Raw genomic sequence first — 23,448 nt, 5'->3', positions numbered from 1 at the left:
AGTTTAAATATATAAATTAAAGGGGGAAATTTAATGTTAAAAAGATTATCTAAATTATCCGTTGTGTTTTTGGCATTAGCCATTAGCACATCAGCTTTAGCGGGTTGCGGGAAGAATAATGGACAAGATAATACTGCTAAAGAAAACGTTCCTCAAATTATAAAATATAATCTGGGAGTAGATCCAAAAACTTTAGATCCTGCTTTGAATGCTGCAGTAGATGGGGCAACTGTACTTTCAAATGCTTTTGAAGGACTTATGAAACTAGATGAAAATGATAAACCTATTGCTGGAGTCGCTGAAAAATGGGAAGTTTCATCTGATGGATTGGAGTACACTTTTAAACTTAGAAAAGATGCAAAATGGTCTGATGGCCAACAAGTTAAGGCGCAAGATTTTGAGTATGCTTGGAAAAGAGCATTAGAACCTAAAGTAGCAGCAGAATATGCATATCAACTTTATTACCTTAAAAATGGAGAAAAATTTAATAAAGGTGAGGCTAAGGCAGAGGATGTAGGTGTTAAGGCTGTAGATGAAACTACCTTAAAAGTAAATCTTGAATATGCAACTACCTACTTTTTATCTTTAATGGCTTTCCCCACTTATTTCCCTGTAAGGAAGGATATTGTTGAGAAAGATCCAGAAGCTTGGGCAACAAAACCAGAAAGTTATATATGTAATGGTCCATTTAAAATGAAAGAATGGAAACCTAAAGATACACTTGTATTTGTTAAGAATGAAAATTATTGGAATACTAAAAATGTAACTTTAGATACTATAGAGTATAAGATGATAGAAGAAGCTACTTCAGCTTTGGCTACTTTTAGATCTGGAGAAGTAGATATTATAGAACAACCACCAGCTCAAGAAACTCCTCAATTGTTAAAGGATGGAACTGCAAAGTTATATCCTTATTTAGGAACCTATTTCTATTGTTTAAACTTAAGCCCTAATGTGGAAAAAGTGGATCCGGCAGCTGCAAAAGTTATAAAAGATCCAAAAGTTAGAAAAGCTTTAGCTTTAGCTATAAATAGACAATTAATAGTAGAAAATGTAACCAAAGGTGGACAGATACCTGCATTTAGTTTTGTACCTAAAGGTATTCCAGATCATGAAAATAAAGATTTTACCTCTAAGGAGTATTATAAAGCTAATGGAGATGTTGATGCTGCAAAGAAGCTTTTACAAGAAGCAGGATATCCAGATGGTAAAGGATTCCCTAAGATAGTTTTGAGTTATAATACTAATGAAGCTCATCAAAATATAGCACAAGCTGTTCAAGATATGTGGAAAAAGAATCTTAATATAGAAATTGAACTTAGAAATGAAGAGTGGAAGGTATTCCAAAAGACTAGAAATACTAAAAACTATGTAGTAGCTAGACATGCTTGGATAGCTGACTATGTAGATCCTATGACCTTTTTAGATATGTGGACTACAAGTTCTGGTAATAATGATGCGGGTTATAGTAATCCAAAATATGATAACTTAATAGATTCTGCTAAAAAGGAAAGAGACCTAGCAAAGAGAACAGAGTATCTACATCAAGCAGAAGAGGTTTTGATGGATGATATGCCAATAATTCCAGTATACTATTATACAAATATTATGTGTACAAAAGAATATGTAAAGAATGTTAGAAAGTCACCTTTAGGCTTTGTATTCTTCGATAAAGCTGTAGTAGAAAAACACTAATATATAAAAAAGTCAGGAGCCGCAGCTCCTGACTTTTTTATATATTTAATTTTATCATATTAGACATATCGTATAATCCAGGAGTTTTATCTTTAATAAACTTACAAGCTTTTAATGCTCCAAAAGCAAAAACTTCTCTAGATAAAGCCTTGTGGGTAATTTCTATAATCTCTCCGCTGCCTGCAAATATGGTTTCATGATCTCCTACGATATTTCCGCCTCTAATGGCATGTATTCCTATATCATTATGGTTTCTTTTGCTGGAACCGCTTCTGCCATTAACTATTTTAGTATCTTCTTTAATAGAGCTTCTAATAGAATCTGCAAGAAGTAATGCGGTGCCGCTAGGAGCATCAACTTTTTCATTGTGATGCTTTTCTATTATTTCTATATCAAAATCCTCATATAACAAAGGAGTAACAGCTTTAAGGATTTGAGAAACTACATTTACCCCCATGCTCATGTTTGCTGAGCGGAATATAGGTATCTTTTTGCTGGAGTATTCTATATATTTAAGTTGCTCTGGAGTATAACCTGTGGTGCATAGTATTAAAGGTTTAGAATTTTTAATAGAATAATCTATTAAAGATTCTAAAGCATCTGGTCTTGAAAAGTCTAGTAACACATCATACTGAATATTTACTGAGGCTATATCTTGAAATATAGGATAACCGAATTTTGATTCTAAATTCTTATCTATACCTGCTACAATATTTAAATCTTCAAATTTGCTTATTATTGAAGAAATAGTCTGCCCCATTTTTCCATTACATCCATTTAGAATTATATTGGTCATAATAGCCTCCTATCTATTTTATTAAGTTATTTTTAATCAATTCTTTTTTTAGAGTTTCTAAATTTCCTTCTACCATATCACAAAGAGGAAGTCTTAGGCGACCTACTTCAAAGCCCATTAAATTCAATGCTGTTTTAACTGGAATTGGATTGGTTTCTATAAATAATGCATTGGTTAAGCTTAGAGTATCTAGTTGAATCTTTAAAGCTTCCTTAACCTTTCCCTCTAAATATAGATTGCACATATCATGAACTTCTTTAGGAATTATATTGGCAAGTACTGATATAACACCGATACCACCTAGGGATAGGATAGGTATAATTTGGTCGTCATTTCCGGAATAAATATCTATTTCATCTCCACATAGAGCTTTAAATTCTGCTATTTGACTAATGTTACCACTAGCTTCTTTTATTGCTTTTATATTTTTAAGCTTACATAATTCTTTTAAAGTACTAGCGGTAATATTCATGCCTGTTCTTCCAGGAACATTATAAACTATTATGGGGATATTCACTTCATCATCTATAGCTTTAAAGTGCTCTATTAACCCTTTTTGAGTAGTTTTATTATAATAAGGAGTTATAATTAGCAAGGCATCCACACCTATAGATTCAGCCCATTTACTCATAGCTATAGAAGCGGCGGTATTGTTAGTGCCGGTACCAGCTATTACGGGAATTCTCTTATTAACCTTTTCCACGGTAAATTTAATGGTTTCTTTTCTTTCAGCTTCTGTCATGGTAGAAGCTTCACCAGTGGTGCCACAAATTATTATGGCATCAGTATCTTTAGAAATATGCCATTCAATTAACTCTTCTAATTTTTTTAGATCAACCCCATCTTTATTAAAAGGGGTTACTATTGCTACGCCGGAACCTTTAAAAATAGCCATATAAATCTCTCCTTAAAATTATTTATTTTTTATTAAATATTCTGCTATTTGAACAGCATTTAGTGCTGCGCCTTTTCTTATGTTATCTGCTACTACCCAAAGATTAACACCATTTTCTACACTGAAATCCCTACGTATTCTGCCAATAAAAACTTCATCTTTTCCTTGGCACTCAAGAGGGGTAGGATACTCCAACTCTTCTAGATTGTCTTGAACCACTATACCCGGAAAGTTTTTAAGAACATCTTTTAAATGGTCTAATTGGAAAGCCTCGTTTAATTCAACATTTATGCTCTCGCTATGGCCATAAAAAACTGGAACCCTAACAGTGGTAGCGGTGACTTTTAGCTTATCATCATGCAATATTTTTTTTGTTTCTTCTATCATTTTCATCTCTTCTTTGGTATATCCATTTTCTAAGAATACATCGATATGAGGTATTAGATTGTTAGTAATGGCACGAGGAAACTTTTTTGGTTTTTCACCTTTCAAACCATCTTCTAGGTCCTTTAAACCTTGTACACCAGCTCCAGATACTGCTTGGTAAGTGGAATAAATAACTCTCTTTATGCCAAAATTATCATATAAAGGTTTTAAAGCCACCATAGCTTGTATAGTAGAACAGTTAGGGTTTGCAATTATACCTTTATTCCATAGTATATCTTCAGCATTAACTTCTGGTACCACTAAAGGTACAGAGGGGTCCATTCTCCAAGCGGAACTATTATCAATAACCACAGCACCTTGAGCTGCAAAAATTGGAGCGTATTTAAGGCTGATATCACCTCCTGCAGAAAATAAAGCTATATCTATTTTTTTAGATTTAATATTATCTTCATTAAGTTCTTCTACGGTTATTTCTTTGTTATCAAATTTTATAATGCTATTGGCTGATTTTTTTGAGGCGAACATATAAACTTCCTTTATTGGAAAATTTCTTTCCACTAAAATATCTATAAATTGCCTTCCAACCATTCCTGTTGCTCCTACTATTGCTAAATTGTATGACACGTAAATCCCTCCTTAAGTAATTATATTATATTATATAACTATGATAGTGAAAAATATATAACAGTTATATTAATTTATATTTTATCATTATATACACTGTTTATTAAGAATAATTTATTTCTCCTAGGTTAAAATATAGAGTATTACATTAAAATTTATTAGGTGGTGAAGAATAATGAGCAAAACACCATTAAAAAAGGTTATAAAATCTAAACTTCAATCTAATAGGGAATTAACCGAGGCAGAAAAGTTAAGAGAAAAAATGAAGTATGAAATAGCAGAAGAGTTAGGTCTTAGAGATAAAGTAGATGAATTGGGGTGGAGTGGATTAACAGCGGAAGAAACAGGAAGAATTGGAGGAATAATGACTAAAAGAAAGAAAACTCTAAACATTCCCAGCAATAACGAGATTCTAAAGACAAGTGGTAAATAAAAGGTGTATTGACGATAAATAGTTTTAACTATAATATTATTAAGTAATACATCCCTATAGGAGGTATGCTTAATGATAAAATGTTATGAAAATTTAGCACATGTATACGATGATTTAATTTATGAAGATATCGATTATGATAAAATATCCTCATTTATAATGGATGTTATTAATAAGTATCAAATACATAAGGATAAATATTTAGATATTGCTTGTGGTACAGGTACTGTTACTGCACTACTAAGCAGAAGCTTTACAGAGGTTTGGGCTGTGGACTATTCTCAAGATATGCTTATGGAAGCAGATAATAAACTTAGAGAAAATAATATAAAAGCTAATTTAATATATCAGGACATGACAGAATTAAACTTATATAGAGAGTTTAATGTTATTACCTGCGTATTAGATGCGGTTAATTATATACATGACCCTAGTAAATTAAAAAGCTTTTTTTCTAAAGTTTATCACCATTTAGCAAGTGGTGGAATATTTATTTTTGATATAAATTCCTATTATAAACTAAGTAGTATATTAGGCAATAATACCTTTACCTATAATACCCCAGAACTTTTTTACACTTGGGAAAATGACTTTGAAGAGGATAATTTGTACATGTACTTAACCTTTTTTATTCAGGAAGGGGAGTACTATAAGAGATTTGAAGAGGAACACATAGAAAGAGCTTATAGTGAAAGTTATATTGAAGGAATTTTAAAAGAACTTAATTTTACTATTCTAAATAAGTTTGATGATTACACTATAGATTCTAAGGTACATAGTACCACAGAAAGAATTGTTTATGTTTTAAGAAAAGAATAAAACTGGAGGTTTATTTATATGGATAGATTAATTAAAGCAACAGCAAAAGAAGGCATGATTAGAATTATAGCTGCTTCTACTAAAGAATTGGTTAATGAAGGAGTTAAGATACATAGCTGCACACCTACCGCTGCAGCTGCATTAGGCAGAATGCTTACTGCAGGAAGCCTTTTAGGTTCCATGCTTAAAAATGAAAGTGATTCCATAACCCTTCAAATTAATGGAGGTGGGGAAGCTAAGGGGGTAGTAGTTACCGCTCATAGCGATGCATCCGTTAAAGGGTACATTGGGAATCCTAATGTAGATATTCCCTTAAATAACAAGGGCAAATTAGACGTAGGAGGAGCCATAGGAAAACAAGGTAACCTGGTTGTTATTAGAGATATGGGCTTAAAAGAACCATATGTAGGACAAGTACCTATATATACAGGGGAAATAGCTGAAGATTTTGCATATTACTTTACTGTTTCAGAGCAGACACCATCTGCAGTATCTTTAGGAGTGTTGGTGGATGTAGATTATTCTATTAAAGCAGCTGGTGGATTTATTATTCAAATGATGCCAGGTGCTGACGATCTTTTAGCTGATTTGGTTTCCTATAGGCTTCAAGAAGCTAAATCAGTATCAGAAATGCTTTCCTCTGGACATAGTATAGATGAGATCTTAGAAATAATTTTTGAAGATATGGATTTAAAGATATCTGAAAGCGTTGTTCCTAAATATGTTTGCGACTGTTCTAAAGAAAAGGTAGAGAGAGCACTATTAAGCATTGGGAAAAAAGAATTAAATGCTATTTATGAAGAAGGTAAAGATGAAGAATTACTATGTCACTTTTGCAATAAAAAGTATATATTTACCCATGAGGATATTGGAGAATTGATAAAAAATATATAAGTAATAGGTAAGAGGTAAGAGTGAAGAGGTAAATATAAGTTAAAGGTAAGAGCTAAGAGGTAAGGGTTATGGATAAAACTCACGGAATTTTCAAATTTCTTAACTATTCTATCTTACCTCTTACTTCTTACTTTTTACCTATCTTTGTAAGGTTTACATTATTGACTTTAATAATTACATATATTATAATTTTATTGTGCGATGATGTTTGGGAGCATAGCTCAGCTGGGAGAGCATCTGCCTTACAAGCAGAGGGTCACAGGTTCGATCCCTGTTGTTCCCACCATAGGGCTCAGTAGCTCAGTTGGTTAGAGTGCCGGCCTGTCACGCCGGAGGTCGAGGGTTCGAGCCCCTTCTGAGTCGCCAAGGGCCAGATAGCTCAGTCGGTAGAGCAGAGGACTGAAAATCCTCGTGTCCCTGGTTCGATTCCTGGTCTGGCCACCAGTTGCGGAAATGACTCAACGGTAGAGTGTCACCTTGCCAAGGTGAAAGTTGCGAGTTCGAATCTCGTTTTCCGCTCCATACACGGCGCTATAGCCAAGCGGTAAGGCAAAGGTCTGCAACACCTTTATTCCCCAGTTCAAATCTGGGTGGCGCCTCCATATACAAACCCTTTGGGAATGAGATTTCCCGAAGGGTTTTGTTTTAAAAAAGATTGTAGTTTAAACTGATTATCTCTCCTTAAAAAGCTGGAACATCTAAGGATATAAAATGGATTAAACTTAAATGGAATGCTAGGAAAGGTGCTGACAATAAGTTTGATGGTGAACGCAAGGAGTTTGAAATTAAATTGCAATTAAAGAAATAAAAATAGCCCTGGATATTCCAGGGTTTTCTTTTTGTATTTCTGGTAGCTTTTTTTATATCTTAAGTTAAATAGATATTAATATTATAAGCAGTAGTATCTCTGCTGCGAGTAAATATTTTAAAAGTTTTAAGGTCTATAGAAATGATAAGGCATGGGATAAGGAAAATAGAAATAATTATAGTATGGATAATGGTGGTGATAATAAGGGTAATAGTTATGATGATGTTGATGATATGGATAACCATGGTGATGATAATAATCATAGTTAGGAGAACGATAATTTAAATCCATATCACTGATGTCATCTCTTTCATTCTTCATATGGCCATGCATTCCACAATGGGGCATCATGGGATTAGATTGCATCATTTGCGGGCTTTGCATCATTGAATTACCTTGCATCATGCTATAGGGTTGAGCCATTGGGCAACAATGCATCATTAGATGATGCTCCATTGTATGCATCATGGGATTACAATGCATCATTGGATTATGCATCATGGGATAATACATAAAAGGCATAAATTTATTATCCTCTTTTTCATGATCCTCATGGTGTTTTTTACGCTCATCCATATTCTCTGCACTAATATCTAAGTTGTTTCTATAATACATTACAAACCTCCAAGTAATTTACCTACAATAATAAAGTATGATTTTATAGTACAAAGGGTGAAATTTACCGCGCAAAATAATTCGACAAATTATTTATTAGGCACCTGGAGATGAATATGAAACATACAATACTTTCCTATTTTATATTACAAATAAACTTCCTCTATCTATTAGGGGACCATTATATAGATAAATTGGTTTGATATTATATCTATTTAGAAAATTGATGATTTCATTTTTATACTTATAATATTTTAGATGGCCAAAAAAACACATCTCGCCAAGAGAAGTTTTTCCGCCACATCCGCCTATAAATCCATAGTTAAAACCTGGTAAGGATATATCACCATAAGGTAAAAGTAAAACATCAAAATCATATTTTTTTAGTGACCTTTCAATGGAGGGGTCATTGGTTATTACAGCTTTATTATCCACAGGCAATATGGAGCATTTAGTGTAACCTTGCTTAACATTAATGATTATTTTATCTTGAACTCTGCACAATAATTGCGGGTCTGTATAAAGTGTATTATGTATAAAAAAACTTTCTGTACTATAGGAATTTAATATAATATCTCTTGGATATTTATCTTTAAGGGAATGACTGCTTTTAATAAGGTTATATCCACAGGATGCCAAGGACTCCATAAAAAAATTGTCAGCATTTCTTTGAAGTATTATATTTTTTTCATCCACTACATGCATTTGAATATCCGGATGACCATTAATTGCTTCATATACCTCACTGCTTTTAGGACATTTTAAAATCTTATAACCTAAATTTTCTAAATTATAAATTTCTTCCAGTGAAATTCTATAATCCACTACAGCATATTTCATAAACTCATACTCCTTATTAAATTATTGCATTATAGTATCTATTTTAATTTAATTATCACATATAATAAATATTTTTTGAATGTCGATAATTGTTTCAAGAAATTTGTATATACATTTCTTTTAAATACATACTATATTTAAGAAGGGAGTGAGGTAAGTATGCTGCTCATCAAGCTTGCCTACGAAGGCGAGATAAACATCATAGAAGATATACAAAGTATGCGTCATAGTTTTAAATCTAAAAATGTTATCTTAGGAATATCTGAAAGTATAGAAGGAAACACCCACTTCATAAAAATTCTATGTGAAGATAGTGATTATAGTGACAAGTTGCAGAATATGGTGTATTTATATATAAGCAATATTTTATATAAAATAGTGGTGGATTTTTTTAAAAAAAGAGAAATGTACGAATTGATAACGGACACCTACTTTTTCCTTAAACATGATGAAATATTAACAGTTGAAGATAAATCCATGAAAATTTTATTGGGAAAAATTGAAGGATCAGACGACAGTTACGTATTTTATATGAACAGAATAAACGATATAATTGATAAAATAAAATTGTGCATTGAAGAAAAAAGGGAGATTAACATTAATGGTTTTATAACTTTTAGAATGAAGGATTTAATTAATGATTTAGAGAGTATAGTAGATAAAGTCGTGGAAAAATATATGATTGAAAAAGAATATAACGAATTTATAAAATTATTAAAATACTTTGTAGATATCCAAGAAAGCAAGATATATGAGGTAAATATAATAATTGATACATCGGGAAACTATAAAGTTATGGATGGTTATGGTAATGATATATTTGAGGATTTTATAAGCGATCTTTCGGAGAGCAAATTCGGTGGAGCTATTAACATTGAAGATATAATAATAAGTGGATTAATTACTAATTCACCTAGAAAAGTAATCATTCATGGTAAGGATAATTGTAGAAATAAAGAACTATTGGAAACCATAAAAAATGTATTTACGGACAGGGTTACACTTTGCCATAACTGCAAACTATGTACAACAAATAAAATTAAGATTTGATGTAAATTAATATTAGTTTATAAAGTATTAAAGTATTTAAATGGATAATTTAAAAAAGTACTTGACAAATATATTTCATGATGATAAACTTTCTATGTCAAGCAGAAACAGCCGTTTCTCACCTTACAGCACTGCTAGTTAGGTTTAAATATTACTTGAATTTTTTTTGGTGATATATAGAGGACGGCTTATGCCGTCCTTTTTATATTTTATCTTGCCCATACATTACCGGAGGTGAAAAGTATTAATAATAAAAATTATTTGCTTAATGAAGAGATTAGAGAAAAAGAGATAAGAGTTATTGACATTGATGGTTCAATGCTAGGAATTATGTCATCTAGAGATGCCTTAAAACTTTCCGAAGAGAAAGAAACAGATTTAGTAATGATATCTCCTGGAGCAAATCCACCTGTATGTAAGCTTATGGATTATGGTAAGTTTATCTACGAGCAATCTAAAAAAGACAAAGAAGCAAAGAAAAAACAAAAAGTTATAAACATCAAAGAAATTAGATTTAGCCCATCAATAGAAGAACATGATATTAGCATTAAGGCAAATAATGCTAGAAAATTTTTAAATGATGGAGACAAAGTTAAAGTAACCATAAGGTTTAGAGGAAGAGAAGCAGACTATGCACATATAGGACAAAAAATACTTGTGAATTTTGCTTCTAAATTAGATGACGTAGGTGTCATTGAAAAACCTGCTAAACTAGAAGGTAAAAATATGATAATGATTTTGGCTCCAAAGAAAGCATAACTTGAGAGGAGGATTTTATCATGCCAAAAATGAAGACTCATAGAGGTGCAGCAAAAAGATTTAAGAAAACAGGTAGCGGAAAGCTTAAGAGAGCAAAAGCTTTCAAAAGCCATATATTAACTAAGAAGAGTTCTAAGAGAAAAAGAAATTTAAGAAAAGCTTCTTATGTTTCACCTACACAAGAAAAGAACATGAAGAAATTATTACCATATCTATAAGAACTACGGAGTAGGAGGTTTGCAAAATGGCAAGAGTTAAAAGAGCTGTTAATGCTCGTAAAAATCATAAAAAAGTATTAAAGCTTGCAAAGGGCTATTATGGTGGAAAAAGTAAGCTTTTCAAAACTGCTAATGAATCTGTTATTAGAGCATTAAGAAATGCATATGTTGGAAGAAAGTTAAAGAAAAGAGATTTCAGAAAACTATGGATAGCAAGAATAAATGCTGCTACAAGAATGAATGGATTATCATATTCCAGATTTATGAACGGTATGAAACTTGCAGGGGTTAATGTTAACAGAAAGATGCTTTCTGAAATAGCAATTAATGATCCAAAAGCCTTTGCTGAATTAGTAGAAATTGCAAAAAAACAAATAAATGCTTAATAATTAAATGCGACTAATGTCGCATTTTTATTATATTACAATTATTTTTAATAGATATTTAATTATACTCAATATTTCTCTCGTATAATTTTATGATAAATTTAATATATTAGTGATATATTTAGAGTTAAAATTGAAATTACCTATAGTCTTAGAGGTGATAAAATGGAAAGGAAACTGTTAAAAAAAATTCGCTTAAATCCTGTGCAGATATTAGCCATAGGATTTGCAATAGTGATATTAACGGGGGCTATACTGCTTACTTTACCCATATCCTCTGCAGATGGTACTAATACAAGTTTTATAGATTGTATATTTACAGCTACTTCTGCGGTGTGTGTAACAGGTTTAGTAACTTTAGATACTGGAACACATTGGAATTATTTTGGTAAAACCGTTATTATTACCCTAATTCAGATAGGGGGCTTAGGATTTATGTCCTTTGCTACTTTACTATCGCTTATATTAGGTAAAAAGATAACATTGAGAGAAAGATTAATAATGCAAGAGTCGATGAATACATTTAATCTTCAAGGCCTTGTAAAGCTTGCAAAGTATGTGCTTATTTTTACTTTTTCTGTAGAGCTTATGGGAGGTCTTTTACTATCTACTCAATTTATACCAGAGTTTGGTTTGGCAAAAGGTATTTACTACAGTATTTGGCATTCCATATCTGCTTTTTGTAATGCTGGATTTGATTTGATTGGTGGATTTAGCAGTCTTACAGGTTATTCTGAAAATATTGTTATTATACTTACCATAGGCTCATTAATAGCTGTGGGTGGATTAGGTTTCATAGTTTGGTCAGAAATATATAATTATAAAGGCCTAAAAAAAATGTCCACTCATTCTAAGCTTGTAATTCTTATGACCACCATATTGATATTTGGTGGTGCGCTATTAATGTTCTTATTTGAATTTAAAAATCCTTCTACATTACAACCATTAAGCATTAAAGGAAAGATTATAAATGCTTGGTTTACTTCTGTTACACCTAGGACAGCAGGTTTTAATTCTATTCCTACAGATGGTATGACCACTGCAGGTAAATTCCTTACTATAATATTGATGTTTATTGGAGGTTCTCCAGGATCCACAGCAGGTGGTATTAAAACATCTACCTTTGGAGTATTGGTGATGACAGTTATTTCTGTTATAAAAGGAAGAGAAGACACTGAGATTTTCAAAAAGAGAATACCAAGAGATATAGTATATAAGTCACTGGCGGTTATAATTGTAGGTCTTCTATTAGTAATCACAGTAACAATGCTTCTTTCTATAACTGAAATAGGAGCATCTTTTGAGTATTTATTATACGAGGTTACTTCTGCTTTTGGTACAGTAGGATTAACTTTAGGGTTAACTACAAAGCTTACTTCTATTGGCAAGATACTGCTGGCTTTAACTATGTATTGCGGAAGAGTGGGACCTTTGACAGTAGTGTTGGCTTTAACTAGAAATAAAAGCAACTCAGGAATAAGATATCCTGAAGATAAAATTATAGTTGGTTAGGGGTGTTTAATATGTCTAATAAACAATTTGTGGTTATAGGTTTAGGAAGATTTGGAACTTCAGTAGCAAAGACACTATATGCATTAGGTAATGATGTTTTGGCTATCGATATGGATGAAGATTTAGTACAGGAAGTGTCAGATTCTGTTACTCATGCTATACAAATGGACGCTACAGATGAGGCAGCGTTAAGAACTCTAGGTATAAGAAATTTTGATGTAGCCGTAGTTACTATAGGTTCTAACATACAAGCTAGCGTAATGGTGGCGTTATTAGTAAAAGAGCTAGGAGTAAAGTATATTATTGCAAAAGGTCAAAGCGATTTACATGCTAAGGTTCTATATAAAATAGGGGTGGATAGAGTTATACTACCAGAAAAGGATATGGGAGTAAGAGTAGCACACAATTTGGTTTCCTCTAGTATATTAGATTATATTGAACTTTCTCCTGATTATAGCATAATGGAAATAGAGACCCCAAAAGAGTGGCATAATAAGACGTTGAGAGAAATAGGCATGAGAACCAATTATGGAATCAATGTCATGGCAATAAAAAATGAAAATGAGATTAATGTTTCACCTAAGGCAGAGGATATAGTATATCCTAATGACATAATAGTAGCTATTGGTTCTGCTGATGATTTAGGAAAGCTGGAATTAATTTTAAACAAATAATAATGGGGGGAATTACTTGATACACATTGAGAGCAAAGACAACAAAATCTTTAAAGAAGTAAAAAAATTAAAAAACAAGAAATATAGATATGAACAAAAAAGATATATCATAGAAGGATATAGATTTGTTGAAGAGGCACTTAAGTCTAAGGTTAAAATTGAATATATAATATACACCCAAGACTTTATAGATAAGCATTATGAAGAAATGCAAACTTTGTTATCAGGTAATGATCCTCTGGAAATTATTGTTAAAGAAAATTTCTTTAAAGAACTATGTGATACTGAAAGCCCTCAGGGTATATTGGCAGTGGTAGAATTCCAATTTCCAGATCCAAATATCAAAGAAGGAATCTATGTTTTAGTAGATCAAATTCAAGACCCAGGTAATTTGGGAACTATCATAAGAACTGCTGATGCAGTAGGCGCTTCAGGGGTTATTTGTACCAAAGGAACTGTAGATTTTCTAAATGAAAAGGTACTTAGAGCTACCATGGGCTCCATATTTAGGGTACCAGTGATATTAGAAGATGAAAATTTGAGTTTTTCTAAAAGCTTAAAGGATAATTTCTATGAATTTATTGGTACTTCACTGCAAGCAAATAAAAGTATCTATGATTTAGATTTATCTAATAATGTAGTTTTTTGCATAGGAAATGAAGCCTCTGGTCTTACGAAGAAAATATTGACTTTTTGCGATTATGGGGTGATAATACCTATGATGGGAAATTTAGAGTCCCTTAATGCTTCTGTAGCAGCATCTGTAGTTATGTTTGAAGCATTGAGACAAAGATTAAAAAAACATTCTTGATTTTATTGAGTTTTAGTTATATCATATTACTAAAATATAAAGACTGTGAATGAGAGAGTAGATATAAGTTAATTTAAACAGGGAATGAAAGCCAAAGATTGAGAGCTTTCTTAAAGGTACTTATATTGAAGTTCACTCAGGAGTTCTAACTGCGAATTTATAGTAGTGGTTAGCGGTAAAAACCGTTATTTTTATTGAGAGAGCAACAACTGCTAATTAGGGTGGTACCGCGGATAATCCGTCCCTTTTTCAGCAGTTTTTTTATTTTAAAAAATACTTGAAAGGAGAAAAATAATGAGAGAAAAGCTTACACAAATCAGTGAACAGGCATTGTTTGAATTAAAAAGTATAATAAGTAATTCAGATTTAGAAGCAGTTAGAGTAAAGTATTTAGGAAAAAAAGGAGAATTAACTTCCATATTAAGAGGTATGGGAGCTTTGTCACCGGAGGAAAGGCCTTTAATTGGTAAAATAGCAAATGAAGTAAGAGAAGAAATAGAAAAATCCATTGAAAGCATTTCCAGGGAAATAAAGGAAAAAGAAAAGGCTAATAAACTTCAGAAAGAAGTTATTGATATTTCCATGCCTGGTAAAAAAAATATAATAGGCAAAAGACATCCTTTAGATTTAACCTTAGAACATATGAAGGAAATATTTATGTCCATGGGTTTTGCCATTGAAGAAGGACCAGAAGTAGAACTGGATTATTATAATTTTGAAGCATTAAATATACCAAAGAATCATCCAGCTAGAAGTGAGCAAGATACCTTCTATATAAATGATAAATTAGTTCTAAGAACTCAAACTTCACCTGTGCAAGTTAGAACCATGGAGAAACAAAAACCTCCAATAAAGATGATCTCTCCAGGAAAGGTTTTTAGATCAGATGCTGCGGATGCAACTCATTCTCCAATATTTTATCAACTAGAAGGTTTGGTAATAGATAAAGGTATAACCTTTGCGGATTTAAAAGGGACTTTAGAACTATTTGCTAAAAAGATGTTTGGCGATAAAATTGAGACAAAGTTTAGGCCACATCATTTCCCTTTTACAGAACCTTCAGCGGAAATGGATGCCACTTGCTTTGTATGTCAAGGAGAAGGCTGCAGAGTATGTAAAGGCAGCGGTTTTATAGAGCTTTTAGGCTGTGGTATGGTTCACCCTGATGTTCTCAGAAACTGTGGCATAGACCCAGAGGTGTATAGCGGATTTGCTTTTGGTTTTGGAGTGGATAGGATGGTTATGCTTAAATATGGCATTGATGACATTAGACTGCTTTACGAAAGCGATATGAGATTTCTTAATCAATTTTAGGAGGTATTTAACATGAAAGTTCCATATAAATGGCTTAAAGATTATGTCCAAATAGATATAGACGCAAAAGAATTAGCTGATAGATTGACTTTGTCAGGTTCAAAAGTAGAAGAAGTAATATCTGCAGGAGATGAAATAACCAATGTGGTTACTGGCAAAATAGAAAGTATAGCGCCACATCCAGATGCTGATAAACTAGTTATTTGTCAGCTTAATGTAGGGGAAAAAGAACTAGTTCAGATAGTGACTGGTGCCAATAATATGGTGGAGGGTGACATAGTTCCAGTAGCTTTACATGGCGCTTCCTTACCTAATGGCATGAAAATAAAAAAAGGAAAATTAAGAGGCATAGTGTCTAACGGCATGATGTGTTCAGAAGAAGAACTAGGCATTCCTACAGAAGAGCCTGTACATGGTCTTATGATTCTTCCAAAAGATACTCCTATGGGAAAGGATATCAAGGGAGTTCTAGGGTTAAATAATGAAGTAATAGATTTTGAAATTACCTCTAATAGGCCTGATTGCTTAAGCGTTATAGGAATTGCAAGAGAGACAGCAGCTACACTAGGTATTCACTATTCCATGCCTAATACCCACTATGAAACCTCTCTTAAGGGAAATATACAAGACGAGATACAAGTGGAGATATTAGATAAAGAAAAATGTAACAGATATATGGCTAGAGCTATAAAGAATGTGAAGATTGCACCCTCACCTGAGTGGATGCAAGAAAGGCTTTTGGCAGCAGGGGTAAGGCCTATTAATAATATAGTAGATATAACAAATTTTGTTATGATTGAATTAGGTCAGCCTATGCATGCTTTTGACAAAAGAGAAATTAACTCTGGTAAAATTGTAGTAGACACTGCCAAAGAAGGTGAAAAGTTTACTACTTTAGATGAAGTGGAAAGACAACTAAACAGTGATATGCTCTGTATAAAAGATAGTGATAAAATAATAGGGTTAGCAGGAATAATGGGTGGATTAGATTCAGAGATAAAAGAAGATACCACAGAAGTAATATTTGAAAGTGCAAACTTTAACGGAATAAATATAAGGGTGAACTCTAAAAAGTTAGGTCTAAGAACTGAATCTTCCTCAAGATTTGAGAAAGAAATCCATGCGGATTTAGCTGAGATTGCTATGGATAGAGCATGCAGCTTAGTGGAGGAGTTACAGGCCGGAGACATTGTAGAAGGAACTATAGATATATATACTAATCCTGTACCTGCCAAAGAAATATCAGTGCAATGGCCTTGGGTAAATGAGTTTTTAGGAACTGCTCTTTCTGCTGAAGAGATGAAAGAGTATCTTGATAGGCTAGAATTAAAAACTGAAATACAAAAGGATATATTATTAATAAAGGTACCTAGTTTTAGAATTGATGTTAATATAAAACAAGATATTGCAGAAGAAATTGCTAGAATATATGGATATAATAATATTCCAATTACTATTACTAAAACTGTGGCGGAAAAGGAAACAAAGAATTTAAAACAAAGAACAGATGATTTAGTTATATCCACCATGATTTCTAGTGGATTATATCAATCTATATCCTATTCCTTTGTAAGCCCTAAAACCTTGGATAAGATAAATGCACCAGAAGATAGTTATTTAAGAAATAATATAAAAATTAAAAATCCTTTAGGTGAAGATTTTAGTATAATGAGAACAACTACCATTCCTTCTATGATGGAGTCCTTATCACGAAACTATTCAAGGAATATTGAAAGTACAAGATTATTTGAAATAGGTAAGATATATCTTCCAAAAGAAAGAGAAGATGTGTTGCCTAATGAAAAAAATGTGCTGTGTGTAGGACTATATGGAAGAGTGGACTACTATCACTTGAAAGGAATAATAGAAAACCTACTGGATTCACTAGGGGTAAATAACTTTACCTTTAAGAGACAAAGTTCTAATACGGCCTTCCACCCAGGAAAAACCGCAGATCTTTATTGCGGCAAAAATCTAATTGGACTATTAGGGGAAGTACATCCTGATGTATGTGACAAGTATGAAATAGAGTTACCTTGTTATGTTGCGGAAATTGATCTTGATGAACTTTATAACTTTAGTAATTTAAAGAAAAGTTATAAACCTCTTCCTAAGTATCCTGCAGTGACAAGAGATTTAGCACTAATAGTAGATGATGCTGTATTGGTTCAAGATATTGAAGATACTATTGGAAAGCAAGGTGGAAATTTAGTAGAATCCATTAAACTATTTGATGTTTATAAAGGAAAGCAAATTCCAGATGGAAAGAAGAGTATCGCTTATTCTATAGTTTATAGAGCTGAAAATAGGACTCTTACAGATAATGATATCAATAAGGTTCATGATAAGATAGTTAGATCACTAGAATACAAATTAGGTGCACAATTAAGGTGATTGCTTGTTTTCTTAACTGAGTAATTATGATAAAATAAAATAGAGAATACTTTTATTATCTAAGAGGGTGCTTTTATGAATATGATTACAGTTAAGATAAATGGTTTAGAGTACAATTTAAAAGGAGAGGAAAGCGAGGAATATCTACATAAAGTTGCCATTTATGCAGATAAGAAAATCAAAGGAATACTGGATGTTAATAAAAAGCTAAGTACTTCCTCTGCAGCGGTGCTTTCCGCAGTAAACATCACCGATGAATTATTTAAATCCTACGAAGAATACAATAAGCTGGAAAAAGAAGTTAAGAGCTTAAAGGAGAAGGAAAGTAATTACTCTGCTGAGATTGAGACATTAAAGAAGCATATTGAGAGAGTAGAAAAATATAATGATGAACTTCAAAGCAGAACTACTTCTGTAGAAACAGAAAAAGAAATTGAGGAAAAGAATAATAAAATTAATTCTTTAAATGAGGAATTAGACATAATGAAGGATACCATCAGTAAATACGGAACACAAAATGCTTCATTAAAGAAAGAAAATAAAGATTTAAAGTTTAATGTTCAATCCTCTAAGTATAAGATTATGGATCTTCAAAATAAGCTCATAGAAAATCAGATAATGCTGGCAAAAGAGAGAAAAAGTAAAAATGTACTGATTAATCATGAAAAATAAGAGCCTATATGGTTCTTATTTTTATTTTAAATTAATATTTAATTGATTTATTGTGAAATGAGGCATAATTTGTATATAATATTCTTTGAATAGGAGAGATGAGTTATGAAAGAAAATATAGAACTTTTAGCACCGGCAGGGAATATGGAGTGCTTCATTGCAGCGATTAATGCTGGTGCTGATGCGGTTTATATAGGAGGAGATAAATTTTCTGCTAGAGCCTATGCTGGAAATTTCGATTTTAGTAACATACAAAAGGCATTGGAATATGCTCATTTAAGAGGGGTTAAGGTATATGTTACCTTGAATACCCTAATAAAGGAAAGAGAGTTTAATGAAGCTAAAGAGTATATTGATAGTTTATATATTATGGGAGTGGATGCTTTAATTATTCAAGATGCAGGTCTTGCCTACTATTTATCTCAAGTCTATCCTGATTTTGAAATACATGCTTCTACTCAAATGACTGTTCATAATGGAGAAGCAGCAAGGTATTTAGTGGATAGGGGCTTTAAAAGAATAGTGCTATCCAGGGAGTTAAGCTTAAAAGAAATAGAATACATATCAAAAGACTTAAACATTGAAACGGAAATGTTTGTTCATGGTGCTCTTTGTGTAAGCTATTCAGGACAGTGCTTAATGAGCAGTTTAATAGGAGGAAGAAGCGGAAATAGGGGAAGATGTGCCCAGGCTTGTAGGATGCCCTATACCCTAATAAATAAGGATACTAATGAAAGTAAAGAAGGGTATTTATTGAGCCCAAAAGATATGTGTACCATTGATATAGTGCAAGATATTATAAACAGCGGTACTAAATCTTTAAAAATCGAAGGGCGTATGAAAAAACCTGAGTATGTGGCAGGTGTGGTGAGCAACTATAGAAAAATAATAGACCAATTACAAGGAGTTAATTCTGAAAGAACTGATATTCAAGAATCCAAAGAGGAATTATTGCAGCTTTTTAACAGAGAAGGCTTTAATAAAGCTTATCTTTATGGAAATCCAGGTATAGACCTTATGGCTATAAATAACCCTAAAAATACTGGAGTTCTCTTGGGAAAGATTAATAAGGATTTAACTATAAATTTACAAAGCTACATAGGGGTTAATGATGGTGTAAGCATGGGAGATAAAGGATTTGTAGTGAGTAAAATCACCAAAGAAAATCTTTCGGTTAATAATGCTCAAAAAGGAGAAAAGGTAAAGTTATTCCCTTTGTCTTACAAAAAAGGAGATACCCTTTATAAAACCTCCAGTGAAAAGATTAATAATAAATATAAGTCCTATACAAATACAAATTTATCGGTAAAAAATAGTATTAATATATCTTTTTCCTTTGCAGTAGATAAACCTTTTACACTCTCTTGCAAATATAATGATGAATTTTATCAGGTATCAGAAGGAATAGTACAGAAGGCTATAAATAAACCTACTACTATGGAAAAACTAATAGAAAATATCAGTAAAACAGGAAGTTCTACCTTTTATGTTGAAAACATACACACTAATTATTATGAAGAGGGATTTCTTCCAATATCAGAAATAAATAAAGCTAGAAGGATACTTATAGAAAATATAGAAAAGGATATAATTGAAAGTTATTCAAGAGAATCTAAAATTAATAATGCTTATGAAAGCATAAATTTTGTTCCTTCAGTGCTACCAGAATACATGATTGTTATAAATACAAAAGAACAATGGAAGGCTTTTTTACAAAGTGATGTAAAAACAGCTGCAGTAAACTTATTTTGGAGAAATAATGGCATAAGAGAGGAAGATTTAAAAGGTGGTGCTGACAAAGATATCTACTTTAAAATTCCTAATATCATAAGAGAAGAGTTTCACTCTATTGCTAATTTAGTAGAAAGAAATATACAAAATATTAAAGGACTAGTAACTGCCAACTTAGGTATAATTAATATATTTAAAAATAAAACTGCCATAATAGGGGATTATAAGTTAAATATATTCAATTTTCACAGTACAAATTTCTATAATAAGGATTTAAAGGCATGTGCATTAAGCGTAGAGCTTAATAAAAAAGAAATAAATGACATAGGAATTAAAAGCAAAATTCCACTTCAAGCTGTAATATATGGTAAAATTGAAATGATGGCTATGGAATATTGTCCTATTGGAAGTGTGGCAGGAGGAAAATGTAATGGAAAAGGTTGTAAAAACCAATGTGAAAAGGGAACTTATGTATTAAAGGATAGATTAAATAAAGAGTTTCCTGTGTATACGGATTTATTTTGTAGAAGCGTTATATTAAATACTGTTCCTTTAAATCTAATAGATAAAAGAAGTGAGTTTAAAGATATGGGAATCAATGCTTTTAGAATAGATCTAACAGATGAAGGTTATGATACAAGTTTAAATATTATTAATTCATTAAGTGAAAAAAATAATAATATAAGTAATGAGGATTTTACCAGAGGCCACTATAAACGAGGGGTAGAATAATAGTGCTGGAAAGGGTGATAGTATGAATACTAAGGCTTTAAAGGTCCTAGAATTTAATAAGATAAAGGATAAAATTGCAGAATATGCTATAACGGATACCGCGTCTTCATTGGTACTTTCTTTAGAGCCACTGGAAACTCCAGTGGAAGTAGAAAAGAAGCTTAAAGAAACTCAAGAGGCTCTTAATTTACTATACAAAAAGGGTTCTCCTCCTTTTGAAGGCTTATTTGATATAAGTGAAGCGGTGGTAAGGGCAGAAAAGGGAGGAGTGTTAAACATCTCTCAACTTTTAAAGATTGCCAATGCCATGAGATGTTCTAGAAAATTTAAAGATTTTTTACAGAGAAAAGAAGGGGAGGAAGCATTTTATAGCATTGAAGACATATGTGATTTAATTATCCCTTTAAGAAGCTTAGAGGACAAAATTTTAAAGGCTGTGGTGGGTGAAGAAGAGATATCGGATCATGCCAGTGCCGCATTATATAATATTAGACGAAGCTTAAAAGATAAAAATGCTTCAGTAAGGGATAAAATAAATTCATTAGTCAGAAGCAATGCTAAATATCTTCAGGATAATTTATATACTGTCAGGGGAGATAGATATGTGCTCCCTGTAAGGGCTGAATATAAGTCAGCAGTACCTGGATTAGTTCATGACCAAAGTTCTTCAGGAGCTACGCTGTTTATAGAGCCTATGAGCTTAGTCAATTTAAATAATGAAATAAAAGAATTAATGCTTAAAGAAAAAGCAGAAATAGAAAGAATACTAGAAGAGCTTTCACAGGATGTTTACAATAATATTGAAGCGGTGATGAATAATGAAAGAGTTCTTTATGAACTTGATTTCATATTTGCCAAAGCTAAATATGCTAGTGAGCTTAGGTGTGAAATGCCTTCCATCGATTATGATGGAAATATTGATATCATTGAAGCAAGACATCCTTTGATAGATGAAAGTAAAGTTGTGCCTTGCAGCGTATATTTAGGAAAGGATTTTAATTCTATTATAATAACCGGTCCTAACACTGGAGGAAAGACTGTAACACTAAAAACCGTAGGGCTGCTTCATATTATGGCCTTAAGCGGTGTGCTTATACCTGTAAGAAAGAATTCTACCGTAGGATTCTTTAAAGAAGTATTTGCAGATATTGGTGATGAGCAAAGCATAGAACAAAGTTTATCCACCTTCTCCTCACATATGACCAATATCGTTAAGATAATAAATAATGCTGAGAAAGACTCCTTGGTTTTATTAGACGAATTAGGAGCAGGTACAGACCCCACTGAAGGGGCTGCTTTAGCAGTAGCCATATTGGAATATTTAAGAAATAAATCCTGCAAGATACTAGCTACTACCCACTATAGCGAGTTAAAGGCCTATGCTTTAAGAACCATGGGAGTGGAAAATGCCTCTGTAGAGTTTGATGTAGAAACTCTAAGGCCAACCTATAGATTACTTATTGGTATACCAGGAAAATCTAATGCCTTTGAAATATCAAGAAGGTTGGGGCTACCAGATTACATTATAGAATCTTCTAAAGAGTTAATTTCTAATGAAACTCTTAAGTTTGAAGACCTTATTCAAAGCCTTCAAGAAAAGAGCATTAAAGCAGAAAATGATGCTCGTATGGCAGCTGCTCTTAAGGCAGAAGTGAGCAAAATTAAAGAAAAGTATGAGGCTAAGCTTTCTGGTATAGATAGGATAAGAGAAAATATTCAACTAGAAGCAAAAAGAGAAGCGAAAAGTCTCCTAAGAGAAGCCAAAGAAGAAGCGGATGATATACTTAAAAATATAAGGGAATTGGAAAAGATGGGATACTCTTCAGAAGCGCGACAAATGCTGGAAGAGGAAAGAAAGAAGATAAAAGATAACTTAGAAAAGATGGAAGTTACTGAAAAGATTGAAAAGAAAACAGAAGGTCTGCCGATAAAAAAAATCACCATAGGGAAAAGTGCCTTTCTTCCAAAGTTAAATCAAAAAGTTATTATATTAACCCTTCCAGATAGTAAAGGAGAGGTACAAGTACAAGCTGGGATAATGAAAATAAATGTTAAAGCTGCTGAGTTAAATGAAGCTACGGATAAAGAAGAAAAACAAGTTATATCAAAAAAGAAGATTAATTTAAATATGAAAACCACTGCTACCTCAGTAGATTTAAGAGGTATGGATGCAGAAGAGGCCCTATACAGCACTGATAAGTATCTGGATGAAGCTTATATAGCAGGCTATAATGAAGTTACTGTAATACATGGTAAAGGCACAGGAATTTTAAGAAAAGCCATTCAAGATATGCTAAAAGGCCATCCTCACGTAAAATCCTTTAGATTAGGAGAATACGGTGAAGGCGGTTCTGGGGTAACCGTAGTAACATTAAAGTAGGATGAGATA

Annotated in this window: 21 protein-coding genes, 5 tRNA genes and 2 other annotated features; of the genes, 21 read left to right on the top strand and 5 right to left on the bottom strand. The window is 32.3% G+C overall.

Annotation, left to right across the window (positions count from 1 at the left end; translation table 11 throughout):
* Positions 1-33 precede the first annotated feature (33 nt).
* Positions 34-1,695, top strand: a complete 1,662-nt coding sequence (locus BUA82_RS14175) for a peptide ABC transporter substrate-binding protein (protein ID WP_073009565.1) — start codon at positions 34-36, stop codon at positions 1,693-1,695.
* 37 nt (positions 1,696-1,732) lie between these two features.
* On the opposite strand, the gene dapB is transcribed toward BUA82_RS14175, so the two are convergent.
* The 3 genes from dapB to BUA82_RS14160 are packed head-to-tail and all read right to left on the bottom strand — an operon-like array spanning position 1,733 to position 4,397.
* A complete protein-coding gene (gene dapB, locus BUA82_RS14170; protein WP_073009562.1) occupies positions 1,733-2,491 on the bottom strand; it encodes a 4-hydroxy-tetrahydrodipicolinate reductase in 759 nt (252 codons plus the stop codon).
* A 13-nt stretch (positions 2,492-2,504) separates the two neighbouring features.
* Positions 2,505-3,386, bottom strand: a complete 882-nt coding sequence (gene dapA / locus BUA82_RS14165; RefSeq protein ID WP_073009557.1) for a 4-hydroxy-tetrahydrodipicolinate synthase — start codon at positions 3,384-3,386, stop codon at positions 2,505-2,507.
* Between the two features lie 18 nt (positions 3,387-3,404).
* Entirely contained in the window at positions 3,405-4,397 is a 993-nt protein-coding gene (locus tag BUA82_RS14160; protein WP_073009555.1) for an aspartate-semialdehyde dehydrogenase, read from the bottom strand.
* A 175-nt stretch (positions 4,398-4,572) separates the two neighbouring features.
* Between BUA82_RS14160 and BUA82_RS14155 the strand changes: the two genes are divergently transcribed.
* From BUA82_RS14155 to BUA82_RS14120, 8 genes are all read left to right on the top strand, one after another.
* Positions 4,573-4,830, top strand: coding sequence for an alpha/beta-type small acid-soluble spore protein (locus BUA82_RS14155; RefSeq protein ID WP_073009552.1), 258 nt, complete (start codon positions 4,573-4,575; stop codon positions 4,828-4,830).
* Positions 4,831-4,902: 72 nt separating this feature from the next.
* Positions 4,903-5,649 (top strand): class I SAM-dependent DNA methyltransferase, encoded by a 747-nt coding sequence (locus tag BUA82_RS14150; protein WP_073009549.1) that lies wholly within the window; start codon positions 4,903-4,905, stop codon positions 5,647-5,649.
* An 18-nt stretch (positions 5,650-5,667) separates the two neighbouring features.
* Entirely contained in the window at positions 5,668-6,543 is an 876-nt protein-coding gene (hslO, locus tag BUA82_RS14145) for an Hsp33 family molecular chaperone HslO (RefSeq protein WP_073009546.1), read from the top strand.
* Between the two features lie 210 nt (positions 6,544-6,753).
* Positions 6,754-6,829 (top strand) — tRNA-Val (locus BUA82_RS14140).
* 3 nt (positions 6,830-6,832) lie between these two features.
* Positions 6,833-6,909 (top strand) — tRNA-Asp (locus BUA82_RS14135).
* A gap of 2 nt (positions 6,910-6,911) precedes the next feature.
* Positions 6,912-6,987 (top strand) — tRNA-Phe (locus BUA82_RS14130).
* A gap of 3 nt (positions 6,988-6,990) precedes the next feature.
* Positions 6,991-7,065: transfer RNA gene (locus BUA82_RS14125), tRNA-Gly, on the top strand.
* Between the two features lie 5 nt (positions 7,066-7,070).
* A tRNA-Cys gene (locus tag BUA82_RS14120) sits at positions 7,071-7,145 on the top strand.
* 332 nt (positions 7,146-7,477) lie between these two features.
* On the opposite strand, the gene BUA82_RS14115 is transcribed toward BUA82_RS14120, so the two are convergent.
* Both BUA82_RS14115 and BUA82_RS14110 read right to left on the bottom strand, forming a co-directional pair.
* On the bottom strand, positions 7,478-7,966 hold the full coding sequence (locus tag BUA82_RS14115) for a hypothetical protein (RefSeq protein ID WP_073009543.1): 489 nt from the start codon (positions 7,964-7,966) through the stop codon (positions 7,478-7,480).
* Positions 7,967-8,107: 141 nt separating this feature from the next.
* Positions 8,108-8,806, bottom strand: coding sequence for a DUF6873 family GME fold protein (locus tag BUA82_RS14110; RefSeq protein WP_073009540.1), 699 nt, complete (start codon positions 8,804-8,806; stop codon positions 8,108-8,110).
* Between the two features lie 159 nt (positions 8,807-8,965).
* On the opposite strand from BUA82_RS14110, the gene ytxC reads away from it, so the two are divergent.
* From ytxC to BUA82_RS14050, 12 genes are all read left to right on the top strand, one after another.
* Complete coding sequence (gene ytxC / locus BUA82_RS14105; RefSeq protein WP_073009537.1) at positions 8,966-9,856, top strand: putative sporulation protein YtxC; 891 nt, start codon at positions 8,966-8,968, stop codon at positions 9,854-9,856.
* Positions 9,857-9,949: 93 nt separating this feature from the next.
* Positions 9,950-10,067 (top strand) — a sequence feature (ribosomal protein L20 leader region).
* Between the two features lie 23 nt (positions 10,068-10,090).
* A complete protein-coding gene (gene infC, locus BUA82_RS14100; protein ID WP_073009534.1) occupies positions 10,091-10,615 on the top strand; it encodes a translation initiation factor IF-3 in 525 nt (174 codons plus the stop codon).
* A 20-nt stretch (positions 10,616-10,635) separates the two neighbouring features.
* On the top strand, positions 10,636-10,833 hold the full coding sequence (gene rpmI, locus BUA82_RS14095) for a 50S ribosomal protein L35 (RefSeq protein WP_073009531.1): 198 nt from the start codon (positions 10,636-10,638) through the stop codon (positions 10,831-10,833).
* 26 nt (positions 10,834-10,859) lie between these two features.
* Positions 10,860-11,219 carry a 50S ribosomal protein L20 gene (gene rplT, locus BUA82_RS14090; RefSeq protein WP_073009528.1) on the top strand — a complete coding sequence of 120 codons (360 nt, stop codon included), beginning with the start codon at positions 10,860-10,862 and terminating at the stop codon, positions 11,217-11,219.
* 165 nt (positions 11,220-11,384) lie between these two features.
* Positions 11,385-12,731 carry a TrkH family potassium uptake protein gene (locus tag BUA82_RS14085; protein ID WP_073009526.1) on the top strand — a complete coding sequence of 449 codons (1,347 nt, stop codon included), beginning with the start codon at positions 11,385-11,387 and terminating at the stop codon, positions 12,729-12,731.
* An 11-nt stretch (positions 12,732-12,742) separates the two neighbouring features.
* Positions 12,743-13,405 (top strand): potassium channel family protein, encoded by a 663-nt coding sequence (locus BUA82_RS14080; protein ID WP_073009523.1) that lies wholly within the window; start codon positions 12,743-12,745, stop codon positions 13,403-13,405.
* 16 nt (positions 13,406-13,421) lie between these two features.
* On the top strand, positions 13,422-14,216 hold the full coding sequence (locus BUA82_RS14075; RefSeq protein ID WP_073009520.1) for a TrmH family RNA methyltransferase: 795 nt from the start codon (positions 13,422-13,424) through the stop codon (positions 14,214-14,216).
* Positions 14,217-14,252: 36 nt separating this feature from the next.
* Positions 14,253-14,465, top strand: a binding site (T-box leader).
* Positions 14,466-14,510: 45 nt separating this feature from the next.
* The gene (gene pheS, locus BUA82_RS14070; RefSeq protein WP_073009517.1) at positions 14,511-15,530 is read left to right on the top strand and encodes a phenylalanine--tRNA ligase subunit alpha; all 1,020 of its coding nucleotides are present in this window, start codon (positions 14,511-14,513) and stop codon (positions 15,528-15,530) included.
* 12 nt (positions 15,531-15,542) lie between these two features.
* Positions 15,543-17,924 (top strand): phenylalanine--tRNA ligase subunit beta, encoded by a 2,382-nt coding sequence (pheT, locus tag BUA82_RS14065; RefSeq protein ID WP_073009514.1) that lies wholly within the window; start codon positions 15,543-15,545, stop codon positions 17,922-17,924.
* Between the two features lie 75 nt (positions 17,925-17,999).
* Positions 18,000-18,596 (top strand): cell division protein ZapA, encoded by a 597-nt coding sequence (locus tag BUA82_RS14060; RefSeq protein WP_073009511.1) that lies wholly within the window; start codon positions 18,000-18,002, stop codon positions 18,594-18,596.
* Positions 18,597-18,701: 105 nt separating this feature from the next.
* Complete coding sequence (locus tag BUA82_RS14055; protein ID WP_073009508.1) at positions 18,702-21,059, top strand: U32 family peptidase; 2,358 nt, start codon at positions 18,702-18,704, stop codon at positions 21,057-21,059.
* 22 nt (positions 21,060-21,081) lie between these two features.
* Positions 21,082-23,439 carry an endonuclease MutS2 gene (locus tag BUA82_RS14050; protein WP_073009505.1) on the top strand — a complete coding sequence of 786 codons (2,358 nt, stop codon included), beginning with the start codon at positions 21,082-21,084 and terminating at the stop codon, positions 23,437-23,439.
* The last annotated feature ends 9 nt before the right edge of the window (positions 23,440-23,448 follow it).

This window comes from Clostridium amylolyticum (assembly GCF_900142075.1).
Lineage (GTDB): Bacteria > Bacillota > Clostridia > Clostridiales > Clostridiaceae > Clostridium_AA > Clostridium_AA amylolyticum.
Note: the sequence above shows the minus strand (reverse complement) of the source record. Positions and strands in the feature narration are given on the sequence as shown.